At 40.3% G+C, this 15701-nt stretch carries 15 protein-coding genes and 3 pseudogenes; 13 read left to right on the forward strand and 5 right to left on the reverse strand.

Annotated elements, in window-relative coordinates; translation table 11 throughout:
* Nucleotides 1-82: 82 nt before the first annotated feature.
* From SK637_RS10230 to SK637_RS02715, 4 genes and pseudogenes are all read right to left on the reverse strand, one after another.
* Nucleotides 83-229: pseudogene (locus SK637_RS10230) on the reverse strand (Rpn family recombination-promoting nuclease/putative transposase); the annotation flags it as partial.
* Nucleotides 230-240: 11 nt separating this feature from the next.
* Nucleotides 241-609: pseudogene (locus SK637_RS10065) on the reverse strand (Rpn family recombination-promoting nuclease/putative transposase); the annotation flags it as partial.
* Nucleotides 610-617: 8 nt separating this feature from the next.
* A complete protein-coding gene (locus tag SK637_RS02710) occupies nt 618-1520 on the reverse strand; it encodes an Rpn family recombination-promoting nuclease/putative transposase (protein WP_033688286.1) in 903 nt (300 codons plus the stop codon).
* 136 nt (nt 1521-1656) lie between these two features.
* Nucleotides 1657-2207: pseudogene (locus SK637_RS02715) on the reverse strand (GNAT family N-acetyltransferase).
* 434 nt (nt 2208-2641) lie between these two features.
* Here SK637_RS02715 and SK637_RS02720 point away from each other — a divergent pair.
* The 11 genes from SK637_RS02720 to SK637_RS02770 all read left to right on the forward strand — a co-directional run bounded on the left by SK637_RS02720 (nt 2642) and on the right by SK637_RS02770 (nt 11846).
* Entirely contained in the window at nt 2642-3622 is a 981-nt protein-coding gene (locus SK637_RS02720; protein ID WP_033688289.1) for an acetylxylan esterase, read from the forward strand.
* 200 nt (nt 3623-3822) lie between these two features.
* The gene (locus SK637_RS02725; RefSeq protein WP_033688291.1) at nt 3823-4521 is read left to right on the forward strand and encodes an N-acetylmannosamine-6-phosphate 2-epimerase; all 699 of its coding nucleotides are present in this window, start codon (nt 3823-3825) and stop codon (nt 4519-4521) included.
* Between the two features lie 114 nt (nt 4522-4635).
* The gene (locus SK637_RS02730; RefSeq protein WP_033688293.1) at nt 4636-5964 is read left to right on the forward strand and encodes an ABC transporter substrate-binding protein; all 1329 of its coding nucleotides are present in this window, start codon (nt 4636-4638) and stop codon (nt 5962-5964) included.
* Between the two features lie 155 nt (nt 5965-6119).
* Nucleotides 6120-6986 (forward strand): carbohydrate ABC transporter permease, encoded by an 867-nt coding sequence (locus tag SK637_RS02735; RefSeq protein ID WP_161970153.1) that lies wholly within the window; start codon nt 6120-6122, stop codon nt 6984-6986.
* 15 nt (nt 6987-7001) lie between these two features.
* Nucleotides 7002-7841 (forward strand): carbohydrate ABC transporter permease, encoded by an 840-nt coding sequence (locus tag SK637_RS02740; protein WP_001192010.1) that lies wholly within the window; start codon nt 7002-7004, stop codon nt 7839-7841.
* Between the two features lie 172 nt (nt 7842-8013).
* A complete protein-coding gene (locus SK637_RS02745; protein ID WP_033688295.1) occupies nt 8014-8466 on the forward strand; it encodes a NanQ anomerase/TabA/YiaL family protein in 453 nt (150 codons plus the stop codon).
* Nucleotides 8467-8485: 19 nt separating this feature from the next.
* Nucleotides 8486-9130, forward strand: a complete 645-nt coding sequence (locus SK637_RS02750; protein ID WP_000057475.1) for a DUF624 domain-containing protein — start codon at nt 8486-8488, stop codon at nt 9128-9130.
* Between the two features lie 172 nt (nt 9131-9302).
* Nucleotides 9303-10220, forward strand: a complete 918-nt coding sequence (locus tag SK637_RS02755; protein ID WP_033688296.1) for a dihydrodipicolinate synthase family protein — start codon at nt 9303-9305, stop codon at nt 10218-10220.
* Nucleotides 10221-10237: 17 nt separating this feature from the next.
* Complete coding sequence (locus tag SK637_RS02760; RefSeq protein ID WP_033688298.1) at nt 10238-11122, forward strand: ROK family protein; 885 nt, start codon at nt 10238-10240, stop codon at nt 11120-11122.
* A 96-nt stretch (nt 11123-11218) separates the two neighbouring features.
* Complete coding sequence (relB, locus tag SK637_RS02765) at nt 11219-11506, forward strand: type II toxin-antitoxin system RelB/ParD family antitoxin (protein WP_020901685.1); 288 nt, start codon at nt 11219-11221, stop codon at nt 11504-11506.
* Entirely contained in the window at nt 11496-11846 is a 351-nt protein-coding gene (locus SK637_RS02770) for a type II toxin-antitoxin system RelE/ParE family toxin (RefSeq protein WP_000384865.1), read from the forward strand. The genes relB and SK637_RS02770 overlap by 11 nt, the downstream gene beginning before the upstream one ends.
* A 61-nt stretch (nt 11847-11907) precedes the next feature.
* Here SK637_RS02770 and SK637_RS02775 read toward each other — a convergent pair whose 3' ends face one another.
* A complete protein-coding gene (locus tag SK637_RS02775; protein WP_033688299.1) occupies nt 11908-12759 on the reverse strand; it encodes a MurR/RpiR family transcriptional regulator in 852 nt (283 codons plus the stop codon).
* A 192-nt stretch (nt 12760-12951) separates the two neighbouring features.
* Between SK637_RS02775 and pbp2b the strand changes: the two genes are divergently transcribed.
* Together pbp2b and recR are read left to right on the forward strand one after the other, a co-directional pair.
* A complete protein-coding gene (gene pbp2b, locus SK637_RS02780) occupies nt 12952-15009 on the forward strand; it encodes a penicillin-binding protein PBP2B (RefSeq protein ID WP_080710461.1) in 2058 nt (685 codons plus the stop codon).
* Nucleotides 15010-15019: 10 nt separating this feature from the next.
* Complete coding sequence (gene recR / locus SK637_RS02785; protein WP_000966754.1) at nt 15020-15616, forward strand: recombination mediator RecR; 597 nt, start codon at nt 15020-15022, stop codon at nt 15614-15616.
* The last annotated feature ends 85 nt before the right edge of the window (nt 15617-15701 follow it).

Below are 15701 nucleotides of genomic sequence, written 5' to 3' on the forward strand. Positions count from 1 at the left end.
AAACAGATTCTTCCATCTATCACGGAAAAATCTGTCATTGATTTAATGATTTACAAAAACTCCTTCTCAAAGCATCCCATTAGTCCAGCAGTTGGTCTGCCTGGCTGATGGCTCGCTCGGGTTGCTGGGTAAAGGGTTTATTCCAGAAAAACTCCAACCACGGTTTACGAACCTTGTCTTTGCTGGTTTCTCTGTATTTTTTAAGTTCCAAGAACGCCATCTTGACTATTAGTGCTGGTCTTACAACAATGCCTCAAACTCAGCGACGGTCATACCCAATTGTTCACTCGCAAATTCGGAAGTTAGAACATGTTGGCGTACTAAATCTAGAAAGGTAAAGATTTTTCCACGTTCTAAACCTTGTTCAATACCTTGTTCCAGCCCCTCTGCCCTAGCAGTTTCCAAGGCATAGTCCTGTGCTAACAAGGCTTGTTCTTCTCTCATACGTAGTTGACTAAACATTTTCCTGTCCTCCTCGGACCAGCTCTTGTAGTCCAGCAGTTGGTCTGCTTGACTGATGACTCGCTCGGGTTGTTGGGTAAAGGGTTTATTCCCAAAAAACTCCAACCAGGGCTTGCGAACCTCGTCTTTGCTGGTTTCTCTGTATTTGTTAGGTCTTATTTATAATGGTTCTTCAATAGCGCTTCAAACTCTGCTACTGACATACCCAGTTGCTGACTCGCAACCTCCGAAGTCAGAAGACCTTGACGAACCATATCTAGGAAAGCAAAGACTCTTCCTTCAACTTTCCCACGCTCCAATCCTTTTTCTTCGGCTCGTTCCAAGGCATAGTCCTGTGCTAACAAGGCTTGTTCTTCTCTCATACGTAGTTGACTAAACATTTTCCTGTCCTCCTCGGACCAGCTCTTGTAGTCCAGCAGTTGGTCTGCTTGGCTGATGGCTCGCTCGGGTTGTTGGGTAAAGGGTTTATTCCCGAAAAACTCCAACCATGGTTTACGAACTTTGTCTTTGCTGGTTTCTCTATATTTTTTTAATTCCAAGAATGCCATCTTGACCAGATGGTTTTCCTGACCGTTGTTTGTAATTGTTAAGACCTCACCTGTCGTATCCTCTCGCATGCTAAAACTATGAAAAGCCAAGTCATCTGAGAAATAATTGCTATCCACAATAGCTATCGCATAAACAGGTGCAATGTGTTTGTAACTCTGGTGAGTGTTTCCTTCTTGCTGGCGAATTTGTTCTAGATTTTGATTGACCTGACTACACAAGTAAGCCCACAGGCGATTAATGAAAAAATTCTGATGATGCACCTGAATCTCAATGATAACCTGTGTCCCATTATCTAGTTCAGCTAAAACATCTATACTGGTATAGAAATCCTGCGCTGAGTACGGCAGGGAAGGCAAGACATGAATATTACTTCCCTCTAAAATGGTCACATTTTTGGCTGGTAAGTCCAGCATATCGCGAATAAATTGACAAGTGATTTCTGGATTGCTAAAAATCTTCTTAGCAACCAAATCATTGGTCGGGCTGATGCCCGGATGACGTACAGTCATATTTCTTCTCCTTTCATTATACCATAGTTTTAAATCTAGGTTTACTAGATTCTCTGTTACTATCTATTTATTCGGAAAGGAGAGGATAAATGAAATAGTAAATAAAAAAACAGCGGATAAGTAATAAATTTTAAGCTTATCTGTCTTCCCCGTTTATCTGATAACAAATGACATCCGTAATATAGACTTTTCTCTCCACCCTATTTGAAACAGTCTTTAGATAGGACATTCCAGCCTTTTCCATCACATGACCTGAAGCTGGGTTGAGACTGGCATATCGAGCCCTAACCTTTTGAAAGCCTACTTGAGTAAAACAAAAGTCAAAACAGCTTTTAAGGCCTCTGTCATAAGACCACGACCCCAATAGTTTTTTCCTAAAACATAGCCAATTTCACAACTCGAATTGGTCTCATCTATCTTAACGATGCTGATATCCCCTATCACTTGCTCTGGGTTTTCTTTGAGACAAATGGCCTATTTGTAATAGCTGGGATTGGTATAGGAGCCAACCCAATTACAAATCGAGTTTCGAATCACCTCAAGATTCGTATGGGGATCCCGAATGAAATAGGTCAAATTCTCAGCAGATAAAGCCCAATTCTGAAACATGGCTTCCGCATCACTCTCCACAAATCTTCTCAAAATCAAACGTTCTGTCTGTAACATTTGCGTATTGATAGATTTCATGATGTTGCCTCACTTTCTGATAGATGATTCTCAATTCAATCCCCATTGAAACTATAGTATATCGAGATAAGCTGTAGACGAATCAACTGGACCATTCACATTAATTTCTAAAAATACTTTAGAAGGTAATTCGGACTATTCTAGATTCAATTTATTAGACTTTCAGACGATAGGTTTGAGGGAGGAGAATCAAAAATTTCTATCTATTTATACTCAATGAAAATCAAAGAGCAAACTAGGAAACTAGCCGCAGGCTGCTCAAAACACTGCTTTGAGGTTGTAGATAAGACTGACGAAGTCAGTTACATATATAATCCAAGGCGACGTTGACGTGGTTTGAAGAGATTTTCGAAGAGTATTACCCTTCTTTCTTGCATTGCTTTTCTAGATATGCTACAGTTGTGGTAGCGATTATAAAATAAAGGGAGCATGCTATGAAAAATCCAGCTTTGTTAGAAGAAATCAAGACCTATAAAGGAAGGGATGAGGTTCCAGAAGACTTTGATGCTTTCTGGGATGAGGAAGTGAAAAAAGTTTCCACTCTTCCAGTCTACCAGTTGGAGGAAAGAAATTTCCACATTCCTCAGGTCAAGTGCTATGAGTTAACCTTTGAAGGAACCAATGAAGGCAAGGTTTATGCACGCGTCGTTCTTCCAAAGAGTGAGGAGAAGGTTCCGCTAATCTTCCATTTCCATGGTTATAAGGGACGTGGCTGGGACTGGGCTGATATGCTGGCCTATACTGTGGCTGGTTACGGTGTTGTTTCCATGGATGTGCGGGGGCAGTCAGGTTATTCGCAAGACGGTTTGCGTTCTCCTTTAGGAAATACAGTTAAGGGGCATATCATCCGTGGTGCTGTGGAAGGTCGGGATCATCTCTTTTATAAGGATGTTTATCTGGATATTTACCAGTTGATTGAGATTATGGCCAGTCTGCCTCAGGTAGATGAGGAAAGACTTTCTAGCTATGGTGCTTCTCAAGGTGGTGCTCTAGCCTTGGTTGCGGCAGCACTCAATCCACGGATTCAGAAAACAGTTACCATCTATCCCTTCTTGTCAGACTTCAGACGAGTGCTTGAGATTGGGAATACTAGCGAGGCTTACGACGAACTCTTCCGTTATTTCAAGTTTCATGATCCTTTCCATGAAACTGAGGAAGATATCATGGCGACCCTGGCCTATATCGATGTGAAAAATCTTGCCCATCGTATCAAGGGTGAGGTTAAGATGATTACGGGCTTGGACGACGATGTTTGCTACCCTATTACCCAGTTTGCGATTTACAACCGTCTCACCTGTGATAAGGCCTATCGCATCATGCCTGAGTATTCTCACGAAGCCATGAATGTCTTTGTTAATGACCAAGTCTACAACTGGCTCTGCGGCAGTGAGATTCCTTTTAAATATGTGAAGTGATGAATGAGAGAGCCTAGTAGCTCTCTTTTTATAGTTCAGTAAAAATGATTTAATATAGATGACTCTCTGAAACTACTTTCAGAAACGGCTGTTCTATAAAATACTTTTGAAACTGAAATCTATTCTACCACAAAGTATTGAAAGCGCTTTAAAAATAATATATAATGAACCCATAAGAACAAAGAAAAGGAGGAAAGAGGATGCCACAGATTAGTAAAGAAGCCTTGATTGAACAAATCAAAGATGGAATCATCGTTTCTTGTCAGGCCCTTCCTCACGAACCGCTTTATACAGAAGCGGGAGGAGTGATTCCCTTGCTGGTCAAAGCGGCTGAGCAAGGTGGAGCAGTCGGTATCCGAGCAAACAGTGTTCGCGATATCAAGGAAATCAAGGAGGTCACAAAACTTCCAATCATTGGGATAATAAAACGAGATTATCCACCGCAAGAACCCTTCATCACGGCTACTATGAAAGAAGTTGATGAATTGGCAGAACTCGACATCGAGGTGATTGCTCTGGATTGTACCAAGCGTGAACGCTACGATGGTTTGGAGATTCAAGAGTTCATTCGTCAGGTTAAGGAAAAATATCCTAACCAGCTCTTGATGGCTGATACTAGTACTTTCGAAGAAGGCATAGCAGCTGTTGAAGCAGGAATTGACTTTGTCGGAACAACCTTATCAGGATATACATCTTACAGTCCTAAAGTGGATGGTCCCGATTTTGAATTAATCAAAAAACTCTGTGATGCTGGCGTGGATGTCATTGCAGAAGGAAAAATTCATACACCAGAACAAGCCAAACAAATCCTAGGATATGGAGTAAGAGGCATTGTTGTTGGTGGCGCTATTACTAGACCAAAAGAGATCACAGAACGCTTCGTTGCTGGTCTTAAATAACACAATCTCAAAACAGAGGAGAGTGGTGGATGCGTCGGATAAAATGAAAACGTATACAAATGCAATCTTACTCATTATCCAATATGGATACGCTTATCAATTAGGAGAATACAAATGAAATTTAGAAAACTAGCTTGTACAGTACTTGCGGGTGCTGCGGTTCTTGGCCTTGCTGCATGTGGTAATTCTGGCGGAAGTAAAGATGCTGGAAAATCTGGTAGCGATAGCGGAAAAACAGAAATCACTTGGTGGGCATTCCCAGTCTTCACACAAGAAAAAACTGGTGACGGTGTTGGAACATATGAAAAATCAATCATCGAAGCTTTTGAAAAAGCAAATCCAGATGTAAAAGTGAAATTGGAAACCATCGACTTCAAGTCAGGTCCTGAAAAAATCACAACAGCTATCGAAGCAGGAACAGCTCCAGACGTACTTTTTGATGCACCAGGACGTATCATTCAATACGGTAAAAATGGTAAATTGGCTGAGTTGAACGACCTCTTCACAGATGACTTTGTTAAAGACGTCAACAATGAGAACATTGTAAAAGCAAGTAAAGCTGGCGATAAAGCTTATATGTATCCAATCAGTTCAGCACCATTCTACATGGCTATGAACAAGAAAATGTTGGAAGAAGCTGGAGTTGCGAATCTTGTAAAAGAAGGCTGGACAACAGACGACTTTGAAAAAGTATTGAAAGCACTCAAAGATAAAGGCTATACACCAGGTTCATTGTTCAGTTCAGGTCAAGGGGGAGACCAAGGAACACGTGCCTTTGTAGCAAACCTTTACGGAGCTTCTGTAACAGATAAAGATGTTACTAAGTATACAACTGATGATCCTAAATTTGTTAAAGGTCTTGAAAAAGCAGCTAGCTGGATTAAAGATGGTTTGTTGAACAATGGTTCACAATTTGATGGTGGAGCAGACATCCAAAACTTTGCTAACGGTCAAACATCTTACACAATCCTTTGGGCACCAGCTCAAAATGGTATCCAAGGTAAACTCTTGGAAGCAAGTAAAGTAGAAGTAGTAGAAGTACCATTCCCATCTGATTCTGGTAAACCAGCTCTTGAATACCTTGTAAATGGATTTGCAGTATTCAACAACAAGGACGACAAGAAAGTTGCTGCTTCTAAGAAATTTGTTCAATTCATCGCTGATGATAAAGAATGGGGTCCAAAAGATGTTGTTCGTACAGGAGCATTCCCAGTTCGTACATCATTTGGTAAACTCTATGATGACAAACGTATGGAAACAATCGGTGCTTGGACTAAGTACTACTCACCATACTACAATACAATTGATGGTTTTGCAGAAATGAGAACTCTATGGTTCCCAATGTTGCAATCAGTGTCAAATGGCGATCAAAAACCAGCTGATGCATTGAAAGCATTTACTGAAAAAGCAAACGAAACTATCAAAAAAGCTACTAAACAATAAACCCTAAACAGATTTTGTAGCCCCTTTTCCCTTTGCACACTTGTGTAAGAAAAGGGGGCTTTTATTTAAAAGGTAAATCATCATTCTCTTAGGAGATTATCAATAAAAAAGAAAAGGAAAGAGAGGTGCCTACAGTGAAAGTTAATAAAATTCGTATGAGAGAAACTATTATTTCTTATGCTTTCCTAGCGCCAGTTTTATTCTTCTTCATTGTCTTCGTTTTAGTACCAATGATTATGGGATTCATCACAAGTTTCTTTAACTACTCTATGACTAGTTTTGAATTTGTGGGCTTAGATAACTATATCCGTATGTTTAAAGATCCTGTCTTTACAAAATCTCTGATTAACACAGTTATTTTGGTTGTTGGATCTGTACCGATTGTTGTTCTCTTTTCGCTCTTTGTGGCGTCGCAAACCTACCATCAAAATGCTATTGCCAGATCCTTCTACCGTTTTGTCTTTTTCCTTCCTGTCGTAACAGGTAGTGTTGCCGTAACGGTTGTATGGAAATGGATTTATGACCCACTATCAGGTATCTTGAACTTTGTGCTTAAATCAAGTCATATTATTACTCAAAATATTTCATGGCTGGGAGACAAACACTGGGCATTGCTGGCAATTATGATTATCCTCTTGACAACTTCAGTTGGTCAACCAATCATCCTTTATATAGCTGCTATGGGGAATATTGACAATTCACTGGTTGAAGCGGCTCGTGTAGACGGTGCAACTGAATTTCAAGTTTTCTGGAAGATTAAATGGCCAAGCCTTCTTCCAACAACTCTTTATATCGCAATCATCACAACAATCAACTCATTCCAAGTTTTCGCCTTGATTCAGCTTTTGACATCTGGTGGGCCAAACTACTCAACAAGTACCTTGATGTACTACCTGTACGAAAAAGCCTTCCAATTGACAGAATATGGTTATGCCAACACAATTGGTGTCTTCTTGGCAGTCATGATTGCTATCGTAAGCTTTGTTCAATTTAAAGCACTCGGAAACGACGTAGAATACTAAAGAAAGGAGACAGCTATGCAATCTACAGAAAAAAAACCATTAACAGCCTTTACTGTTATTTCAACAATCATTTTGCTCTTGTTGACTGTGCTGTTCATCTTTCCATTCTACTGGATTTTGACAGGGGCATTCAAATCACAACCTGATACAATCGTTATTCCTCCTCAGTGGTTCCCTAAAATGCCAACCATGGAAAACTTCCAACAGCTCATGGTACAAAACCCTGCTATGCAATGGATGTGGAACTCAGTATTTATCTCATTGGTAACTATGTTCTTAGTCTGTGCGACTTCATCTCTAGCAGGTTATGTATTGGCTAAAAAACGTTTCTATGGTCAACGCATTCTATTTGCTATCTTTATCGCTGCTATGGCGCTTCCAAAACAAGTTGTCCTTGTACCATTGGTACGTATCGTCAACTTCATGGGAATTCATGACACTCTTTGGGCAGTTATCTTGCCTTTGATTGGATGGCCGTTTGGTGTCTTCCTCATGAAACAATTCAGTGAAAATATCCCTACAGAGTTGCTTGAATCAGCTAAAATTGATGGTTGTGGTGAGATTCGTACCTTCTGGAGCGTAGCCTTCCCGATTGTGAAACCAGGATTTGCAGCCCTTGCAATCTTCACCTTCATCAATACCTGGAACGACTACTTCATGCAGTTGGTTATGTTGACTTCACGTCAAAACTTGACCATCTCACTTGGGGTTGCGACCATGCAGGCCGAAATGGCAACCAACTATGGTTTGATTATGGCAGGTGCAGCTCTTGCAGCCGTGCCAATCGTAACAGTCTTCTTAGTCTTCCAAAAATCCTTCACACAAGGTATTACTATGGGAGCGGTCAAAGGTTAAGAAAAGTAAACTAGTGTGTCAAGATTGCGGAAGTGGTCTTGGCATGCTATGGAAATATAGATGTTATAAGTGTCTACAAAATGTTGGGTATTTGCTTACCTTAGAGATTTTGTCAGACACTTATAAACTTAATTTACGATTTTAGTTAACTATCAGAAACGAAGGAAACAGTATGATTTTTGACGATTTGAAAAATATTACCTTTTACAAAGGGATTCATCCCAATCTAGACAAGGCCATTGACTATCTCTACCAACACCGTAAAGATTCATTTGAACTAGGAAAGTATGAGATTGATGGAGATAAAGTCTTTCTAGTTGTTCAAGAAAATGTCCTCAATCAAGCTGAAAATGACCAGTTTGAACATCATAAGAACTATGCAGACTTGCATTTGCTGGTAGAAGGACATGAATATTCGAGTCACGGTTCACGTATCAAAGATGAAGCAGTAGCATTCGACGAAGCGAGTGACATTGGCTTTGTGCATTGTCATGAACACTACCCACTCTTGTTGGGTTATCACAATTTTGCGATTTTCTTCCCAGGAGAACCACATCAGCCAAATGGCTACGCAGGGATGGAAAAGAAGGTTCGCAAATATCTCTTTAAAATTTTGATTGATTAAAAAATCAGGAGGAGCAAACATGGCACAAAAAGGAGTAAGCCTTATCAAGGCAGCATTTGATACAGATAACTTTCTCATGCGTTTTAGTGAGAAGGTCTTGGATATCGTGACAGCCAATCTTCTTTTTGTCGTCTCTTGTTTGCCCATCGTGACGATTGGAGTGGCTAAAATTAGTCTCTACGAGACTATGTTTGAGATTAAGAAGAGCAGACGTGTGCCTGTCTTTAAAATCTATCTAAGAGCTTTCAAGCAAAATCTGAAGCTGGGTCTTCAGTTAGGTCTGCTTGAGTTGGGTATCATCTTATTAAGCCTTCTAGACCTCTATCTCTTCTGGGGGCAGACAGCTATGCCTTTCCAAATGGTAAAAGCTATTTGTCTAGGCGTTCTTATCTTCCTCACTATCGTGATGTTGGCTAGCTATCCCATAGCTGCGCGATATGATTTGACTTGGAAAGAAGTGCTACAAAAAGGACTTATCTTGGCAAGTTTTAACTTTCCTTGGTTCTTCCTCATGTTAGTTATTCTCTTTCTCATTGTGATGGTTCTTTATCTGTCCGCCTTCAGTTTACTTTTAGGTGGCTCAGCCTTCCTGCTTTTTGGGTTTGGGCTCTTGGTATTTCTCCAGACTGGATTGATGGAGAAAATTTTCGCAAAATACCAATAGGATGGCTTGTTTCTGAAACTACTTTCAAGCCATAAACATTTCAAAATTCATATCGAAACTAAAATCTAAGTATACACAAGATGTTGAAAGCGTTTTTTACAAGGTGTATACTAAACACGTAAAGAATAAATCCTGCTTTTAGCAGAAAAAAAGAAATCTTAGGAGAAAATCTATGTCAGATTTAAAAAAATACGAAGGTGTCATTCCAGCCTTCTACGCATGTTATGATGATCAAGGAGAAGTAAGTCCAGAGCGTACGCGTGCCTTGGTTCAATACTTCATTGATAAAGGTGTTCAAGGTCTTTATGTCAATGGTTCTTCTGGTGAATGTATCTACCAAAGTGTTGAAGACCGCAAGTTAATCTTGGAAGAAGTCATGGCAGTTGCCAAAGGTAAGTTGACTATTATTGCCCATGTTGCTTGCAACAATACCAAGGATAGTATGGAACTGGCTCGCCACGCAGAAAGCTTGGGTGTAGATGCCATTGCAACAATTCCACCAATTTACTTCCGCTTGCCAGAATACTCAGTTGCCAAATACTGGAACGATATTAGTTCTGCAGCTCCAAATACAGACTACGTGATTTATAACATTCCTCAACTGGCAGGTGTTGCTTTGACTCCAAGCCTTTACACAGAAATGTTGAAAAATCCTCGTGTTATCGGTGTTAAGAACTCTTCTATGCCAGTCCAAGATATCCAAACCTTTGTCAGCCTTGGTGGGGAAGACCATATCGTCTTTAACGGTCCAGATGAACAGTTCCTAGGTGGCCGCCTTATGGGAGCAAAAGCTGGTATCGGTGGTACTTATGGTGCGATGCCAGAACTCTTCTTGAAACTCAATCAGTTGATTGCGGGTAAAGACTTGGAAACAGCGCGTGAATTGCAATATGCTATCAATGCAATCATTGGTAAATTGACTGCTGCACATGGAAATATGTACGGTGTGATTAAGGAAGTCTTGAAGATCAATGAAGGCTTGAACATTGGTTCTGTTCGTTCACCATTGACACCCGTGACTGAAGAAGATCGCCCAGTTGTAGAAGCAGCTGCAGCCTTGATTCGCGAAACTAAGGAGCGCTTCCTCTAATCTATAAGGAGGTATTTATGACACACTACGTTGCAATTGATATCGGTGGAACCAATATCAAATATGGTTTGATTGACCAAGAAGGCCAACTTGTTGAATCGCATGAAATGCCAACAGAGGCGCATAAAGGTGGACCTCATATCTTACAAAAGACCAAAGATATCGTAGCCAGCTATTTAGAAAAAGGTCCAGTAGCAGGTGTTGCTATTTCTTCTGCAGGGATGGTAGATCCTGACAAGGGTGAAATTTTCTATGCTGGGCCTCAGATTCCTAATTATGCAGGCACCCAATTCAAGAAGGAAATCGAGACTAGCTTTGCGATTCCTTGTGAAATTGAAAATGATGTCAACTGTGCAGGTCTTGCTGAAGCGGTATCTGGTTCAGGTAAGGGAGCGAGTGTCACCCTTTGCCTGACTATTGGAACCGGTATCGGTGGTTGTTTGATTATGGATGGGAAAGTCTTCCATGGATTTAGCAATTCAGCCTGTGAAGTGGGTTATATGCATATGCAGGATGGAGCGTTCCAAGATTTGGCTTCTACAACAGCTTTAGTGAAATATGTAGCTGAAGCACATGGAGAAGATGTTGATCAGTGGAATGGCCGACGCATCTTTAAGGAAGCCACTGAAGGAAACAAAATCTGTATGGCTGGTATTGACCGCATGGTAGATTACCTTGGGAAAGGTCTGGCTAATATTTGCTATGTGGTCAATCCAGAAGTAGTCATTCTCGGTGGCGGTATCATGGGACAAGAGGCTATCCTCAAACCCAAGATCCGTACAGCTTTGAAAGATGCCTTGGTGCCAAGCCTAGCTGAAAAAACACGATTAGAATTCGCCCATCATCAAAATACAGCAGGTATGTTGGGTGCTTATTATCATTTTAAAACAAAACAATCCTAGTTTGGTTTAACCAAACTAGGATTTTCTAATCAAGTTCCCTTGACTTTCTTTATAATTATGATACAATAAATAAAATACATAAAGGAATTATATAAAATGGCTATAGCAAATTCAAGTAAAGTTGTGACCTTCCAAGCTAATAGAGAATTAGTAAATGATGCCATGGAAGTGTTAAAAGAAAAAAATCTCTCTCTTTCATCGGCACTTAGATTATTTTTAAAGAATGTTGCCGTAACAAATGAAGTAGATTTACTTAGTGAAGAGGAATTGGAGAAGGAGTATTTATTTAGACAATTACAAGCAGAAGTTCAAGAAAGTTATGCTAAGATTGAGGCTGGGAATTACTTGACAGATGAGGATGTTGTGACACGCTATGGATTATAAAAAATATAGGATTTTGTATTCTCCTAGAGTGATTGATAGTTTGGATAAAATATATCAGTATATAGCAGAGGAAATCGGTTCTGTAGAGTCTGCGAGACGAAAAGTGGCGAGTATCAGAAAAGATATTAATCGTCTAGAAATTTTCCCCCAAGCTGGATTTGATGCCGATGAAAAATTTGGTAAGAAATTAGACCCTCGCTACCAAACGCGAGGATTGGCCTTGAGTAAGGATTATATTGTATTATATACAATTGTTGAGGATACCGTCAGACTTGCTTATTTACTTCCTTCAAAAAGTGATTACATGAAATTATTCAAGACTAAGTCGAGATATGACTAATTCATAATCTAGAAGATGTATGTTTAGTGATGAATAAAAATCCTAGTTTGGCTCAGCCAAACTAGGATTTTCTTACACGTTTTTGTCTACGATAGCCATTGAGTTTCTTATTTTCCCAATAGCTATTAAAGATTTTCTCCTTGCTTTCACGATTGATTTCCAAAAAATAGGCATAAATCAAATCGATAAAGAAGAGCATAGGAAGTTGAGCAGATATACGTTGAATGTAGGAAGGCTGACTGTGGCTAGCAACAAGAACGGTTTCTGTATAGGTCTGACTATCTTTATTGGGAACACTTGTAAAGAGTACAGTCTTTGCCCCCATCTCCTTAGCGTCTAATAGACTATCTAAAATAGAAGGTGTTGTGCCAGAAAGTGAGAAACCGAGTACGAGACAATTTTCATCCATAATACTGGTTGTCCAAGCAAAGCCGTCTTGATCAGTCAAGGCCTCGCAGACCACACCTAGACGCATAAAGCGCAATTTCATTTCACGAGCGACAAGGCCAGAACTACCTGTTCCAAAGAAGTAGACACGATCAGCATCTTCGATTAACTGGGCGATTCGTTCAAGTTGTTTTTCGTCAATCAAGTCCTGTGTTTGTTCCCGCATGTGATTGTAGCTTCTAAGAACTCGTTTTGTCAGGGGGCTGTGGTCGGGATGTTGGCTAGCTTGATTATCTGCTTGGTGTTGGTATTGGAAAATAAATTCTCGATAACCTGTAAAACCACACTTTTTAGCAAAGCGGGTCAGTGCGGCTTGAGAGATATGTAATTTTTGAGTGACCTGCTGAGAAGATAAATCATCCTCGATTGTCTCAGTTTGCAAAAAATAGCGAGCAATTTCTTGCTCTAGGTCTGTCATTTCTTCGAAGTGGGAATCAATGAGGGTTGTTATATCTGGTTTGTCCATAGGGAAGGCTCCTTTAAATGAGTCGTATTGGAAAAAGACCGGGTCATCGAACTTTTACATTCATTATATCATATAATATAGAGATAGATAAATAAAATCGTATTTTCCCGTAAAAAGGGAAAAAAGCTTTTTCCTTTTCCATAATTTTCTTCTCAAATTGTGGTACAATGAAGAGTAAGATTTTAAATAGAAATGAGACTGATTTGTATGAGAAAATTTGATAGCCATTCGATTCCGATTCGGCTTAATTTATTGTTTTTAATTGTTATTTTGCTTTTTATGGCTATTATTGGTCGCCTGCTTTATATGCAGGTTTTGAACAAGGATTTTTATGAGACAAAATTAGCATCGGCTAGTAAAACAAAGGTGACCACTAGTTCGGCTCGGGGAGAAATTTATGATGCCAGCGGCAAGCCCTTAGTTGAAAATACTGTGAAACAAGTTGTTTCCTTTACTCGAAACAACAAAATGACGGCTGCAGATTTAAAAGAAACAGCTAAGAAGTTGTTGGCTTATGTGGGAGTTTCTTCTCCAACATTGACTGACCGACAGTTGGCGGACTATTATCTAGCAGATCAAGATGTTTATAAGAAAGCAGTGGAAAGTTTACCAAGTGATAAGCGCCTTGATTCTGATGGCAATCAATTATCTGAATCCGAACTTTACAATAATACTGTTGAAAGTATCGATCCAAGTCAATTGTCCTACTCGGATGACGAAAAGAAAGAAATTTATCTTTTTAGCCAACTCAATGCAGTTGAAAATTTTGCGACAGGAACCATTGCGACAGATTCCTTGACAGATACACAGATTGCATTAATTGCTTCGGCTTCTAAGAATTTACCTGGTATCAGTATTTCAACTTCATGGGATCGAAAGGTTCTAGATACCTCACTTTCTTCTATAGTAGGTAGTGTATCTAGTGAAAAAGCTGGTCTTCCAGCTGAAGAAGCAGAGGCTTATATCAAAAAAGGTTATTCTCTAAACGACCGTGTTGGAACCTCTTATCTAGAAAAACAATATGAAGAAACCTTGCAAGGGAAACGCTCGGTGAAAGAAATCCATCTAGATAAGTACGGCAACATGGAAAGTGTCGAAAATATCGAAGATGGTACCAAAGGAAACAATATTAAACTGACTATTGATTTGTCCTTCCAAGATAGCGTGGACAATCTGCTTAAGAGTTACTTCAATTCCGAGCTAGGAAATGGAGGGGCCAAGTATTCGGAAGGTGTGTATGCAGTTGCTCTAAACCCAAAAACAGGTGCGGTTTTGTCTATGTCAGGACTCAAACATGACTTGAAAACGGGAGATTTAACACCTGATTCCTTGGGAACAGTAACCGATGTCTTTGTCCCGGGTTCTGTTGTCAAGGCAGCGACCATCAGCTCAGGTTGGGAAAATGGAGTCTTGTCAGGGAACCAGACCTTGACAGACCAACCGATTGTCTTCCAAGGTTCAGCTCCGATTAATTCTTGGTACACTCAGGCCTACGGTTCATTCCCGATTACAGCGGTGGAAGCCTTGGAGTATTCTTCTAATACCTATATGGTTCAAACGGCTTTGGGCATTATGGGTCAGACCTATCAACCCAATATGTTTGTTTTAACTAACAATTTAGAATCCGCTATGGGGAAACTTCGTTCGACATTTGCGGAATATGGTCTTGGAGCCTCAACAGGCATTGACCTTCCAGATGAGTCAACTGGTTTTATACCAAAAGAGTATAATTTCGCTAATTACATTACCAATGCATTTGGTCAGTTTGATAACTACACCCCACTGCAATTGGCCCAGTACGTTGGAACTATTGCCAACAACGGTGTTAGGATTGCACCTCACATTGTCGAGGGGATTTATGGAAACAATGAACAAGGAGGCTTAGGGGACTTAATCCAATCTGTTGAAACCAAGGAAATGAATAAAATTAATATTTCTGAGTCTGATGTTTCCATCCTCCAACAAGGTTTTTATCAAGTTTCTCACGGAGGGAGTGCTTTGACAACCGGTCGTGCCTTTTCAAATGGAGCAGCAGTTTCCATTAGTGGTAAAACAGGTACTGCCGAAAGTTATGTTGAGGGTGGTCAAGAAGCTAACAATACCAATGCTGTGGCCTATGCACCATCAGATAATCCTCAAATCGCTGTAGCTGTTGTCTTCCCTCATAACACCAACCTTACAAATGGTGTCGGACCTTCCATTGCGCGCGATATTATCAACCTCTATAACCAACATCATCCAATGAATTAGAAAGGAACATATGCTTTATCCAACACCTATTGCTAAGCTAATTGACAGTTATTCTAAGTTACCGGGTATCGGGATTAAGACGGCTACACGTCTGGCCTTTTATACGATTGGGATGTCTGATGACGATGTCAATGAATTTGCTAAAAATCTCCTTTCTGCTAAGAGAGAGCTGACCTACTGTTCCATCTGCGGTCGCCTGACTGATGACGATCCGTGCTCTATCTGTACCGATCCGACTCGTGACCAGACGACAATTTTGGTGTTAGAGGATAGTCGCGATGTGGCAGCCATGGAGAATATCCAAGAATACCATGGACTCTATCATGTTTTACATGGACTCATTTCTCCCATGAATGGTATCAGTCCAGATGATATCAATCTCAAGAGCCTCATGACTCGTCTGATGGATAGTGAAGTTTCAGAAGTGATTGTGGCGACCAATGCTACAGCAGATGGTGAAGCGACATCCATGTATCTTTCACGCTTGCTCAAGCCAGCTGGTATCAAGGTTACGCGTCTAGCACGAGGTCTAGCTGTGGGAGCGGACATTGAGTATGCGGATGAAGTTACACTCTTACGAGCCATTGAAAATCGGACAGAGTTGTAAGTGGAGACAAATGAACACACTCCATTCATTTATTTAAAAAATCGAGGAGACCGACAGTTGTTTTATCGGTCTCTTTTTAGATTTA

This window comes from Streptococcus mitis (assembly GCF_000722765.2).
Lineage (GTDB): Bacteria > Bacillota > Bacilli > Lactobacillales > Streptococcaceae > Streptococcus > Streptococcus mitis_AQ.

Coding starts and splice junctions, on each gene's coding strand:
- SK637_RS02710 (WP_033688286.1), bottom strand. CDS start 1,520: ATGACTGTACGTCATCCGGGCATCAGCCCGACCAATGATTTGGTTGCT.
- SK637_RS02720 (WP_033688289.1), top strand. CDS start 2,642: ATGAAAAATCCAGCTTTGTTAGAAGAAATCAAGACCTATAAAGGAAGG.
- SK637_RS02725 (WP_033688291.1), top strand. CDS start 3,823: ATGCCACAGATTAGTAAAGAAGCCTTGATTGAACAAATCAAAGATGGA.
- SK637_RS02730 (WP_033688293.1), top strand. CDS start 4,636: ATGAAATTTAGAAAACTAGCTTGTACAGTACTTGCGGGTGCTGCGGTT.
- SK637_RS02735 (WP_161970153.1), top strand. CDS start 6,120: ATGAGAGAAACTATTATTTCTTATGCTTTCCTAGCGCCAGTTTTATTC.
- SK637_RS02740 (WP_001192010.1), top strand. CDS start 7,002: ATGCAATCTACAGAAAAAAAACCATTAACAGCCTTTACTGTTATTTCA.
- SK637_RS02745 (WP_033688295.1), top strand. CDS start 8,014: ATGATTTTTGACGATTTGAAAAATATTACCTTTTACAAAGGGATTCAT.
- SK637_RS02750 (WP_000057475.1), top strand. CDS start 8,486: ATGGCACAAAAAGGAGTAAGCCTTATCAAGGCAGCATTTGATACAGAT.
- SK637_RS02755 (WP_033688296.1), top strand. CDS start 9,303: ATGTCAGATTTAAAAAAATACGAAGGTGTCATTCCAGCCTTCTACGCA.
- SK637_RS02760 (WP_033688298.1), top strand. CDS start 10,238: ATGACACACTACGTTGCAATTGATATCGGTGGAACCAATATCAAATAT.
- relB (WP_020901685.1), top strand. CDS start 11,219: ATGGCTATAGCAAATTCAAGTAAAGTTGTGACCTTCCAAGCTAATAGA.
- SK637_RS02770 (WP_000384865.1), top strand. CDS start 11,496: ATGGATTATAAAAAATATAGGATTTTGTATTCTCCTAGAGTGATTGAT.
- SK637_RS02775 (WP_033688299.1), bottom strand. CDS start 12,759: ATGGACAAACCAGATATAACAACCCTCATTGATTCCCACTTCGAAGAA.
- pbp2b (WP_080710461.1), top strand. CDS start 12,952: ATGAGACTGATTTGTATGAGAAAATTTGATAGCCATTCGATTCCGATT.
- recR (WP_000966754.1), top strand. CDS start 15,020: ATGCTTTATCCAACACCTATTGCTAAGCTAATTGACAGTTATTCTAAG.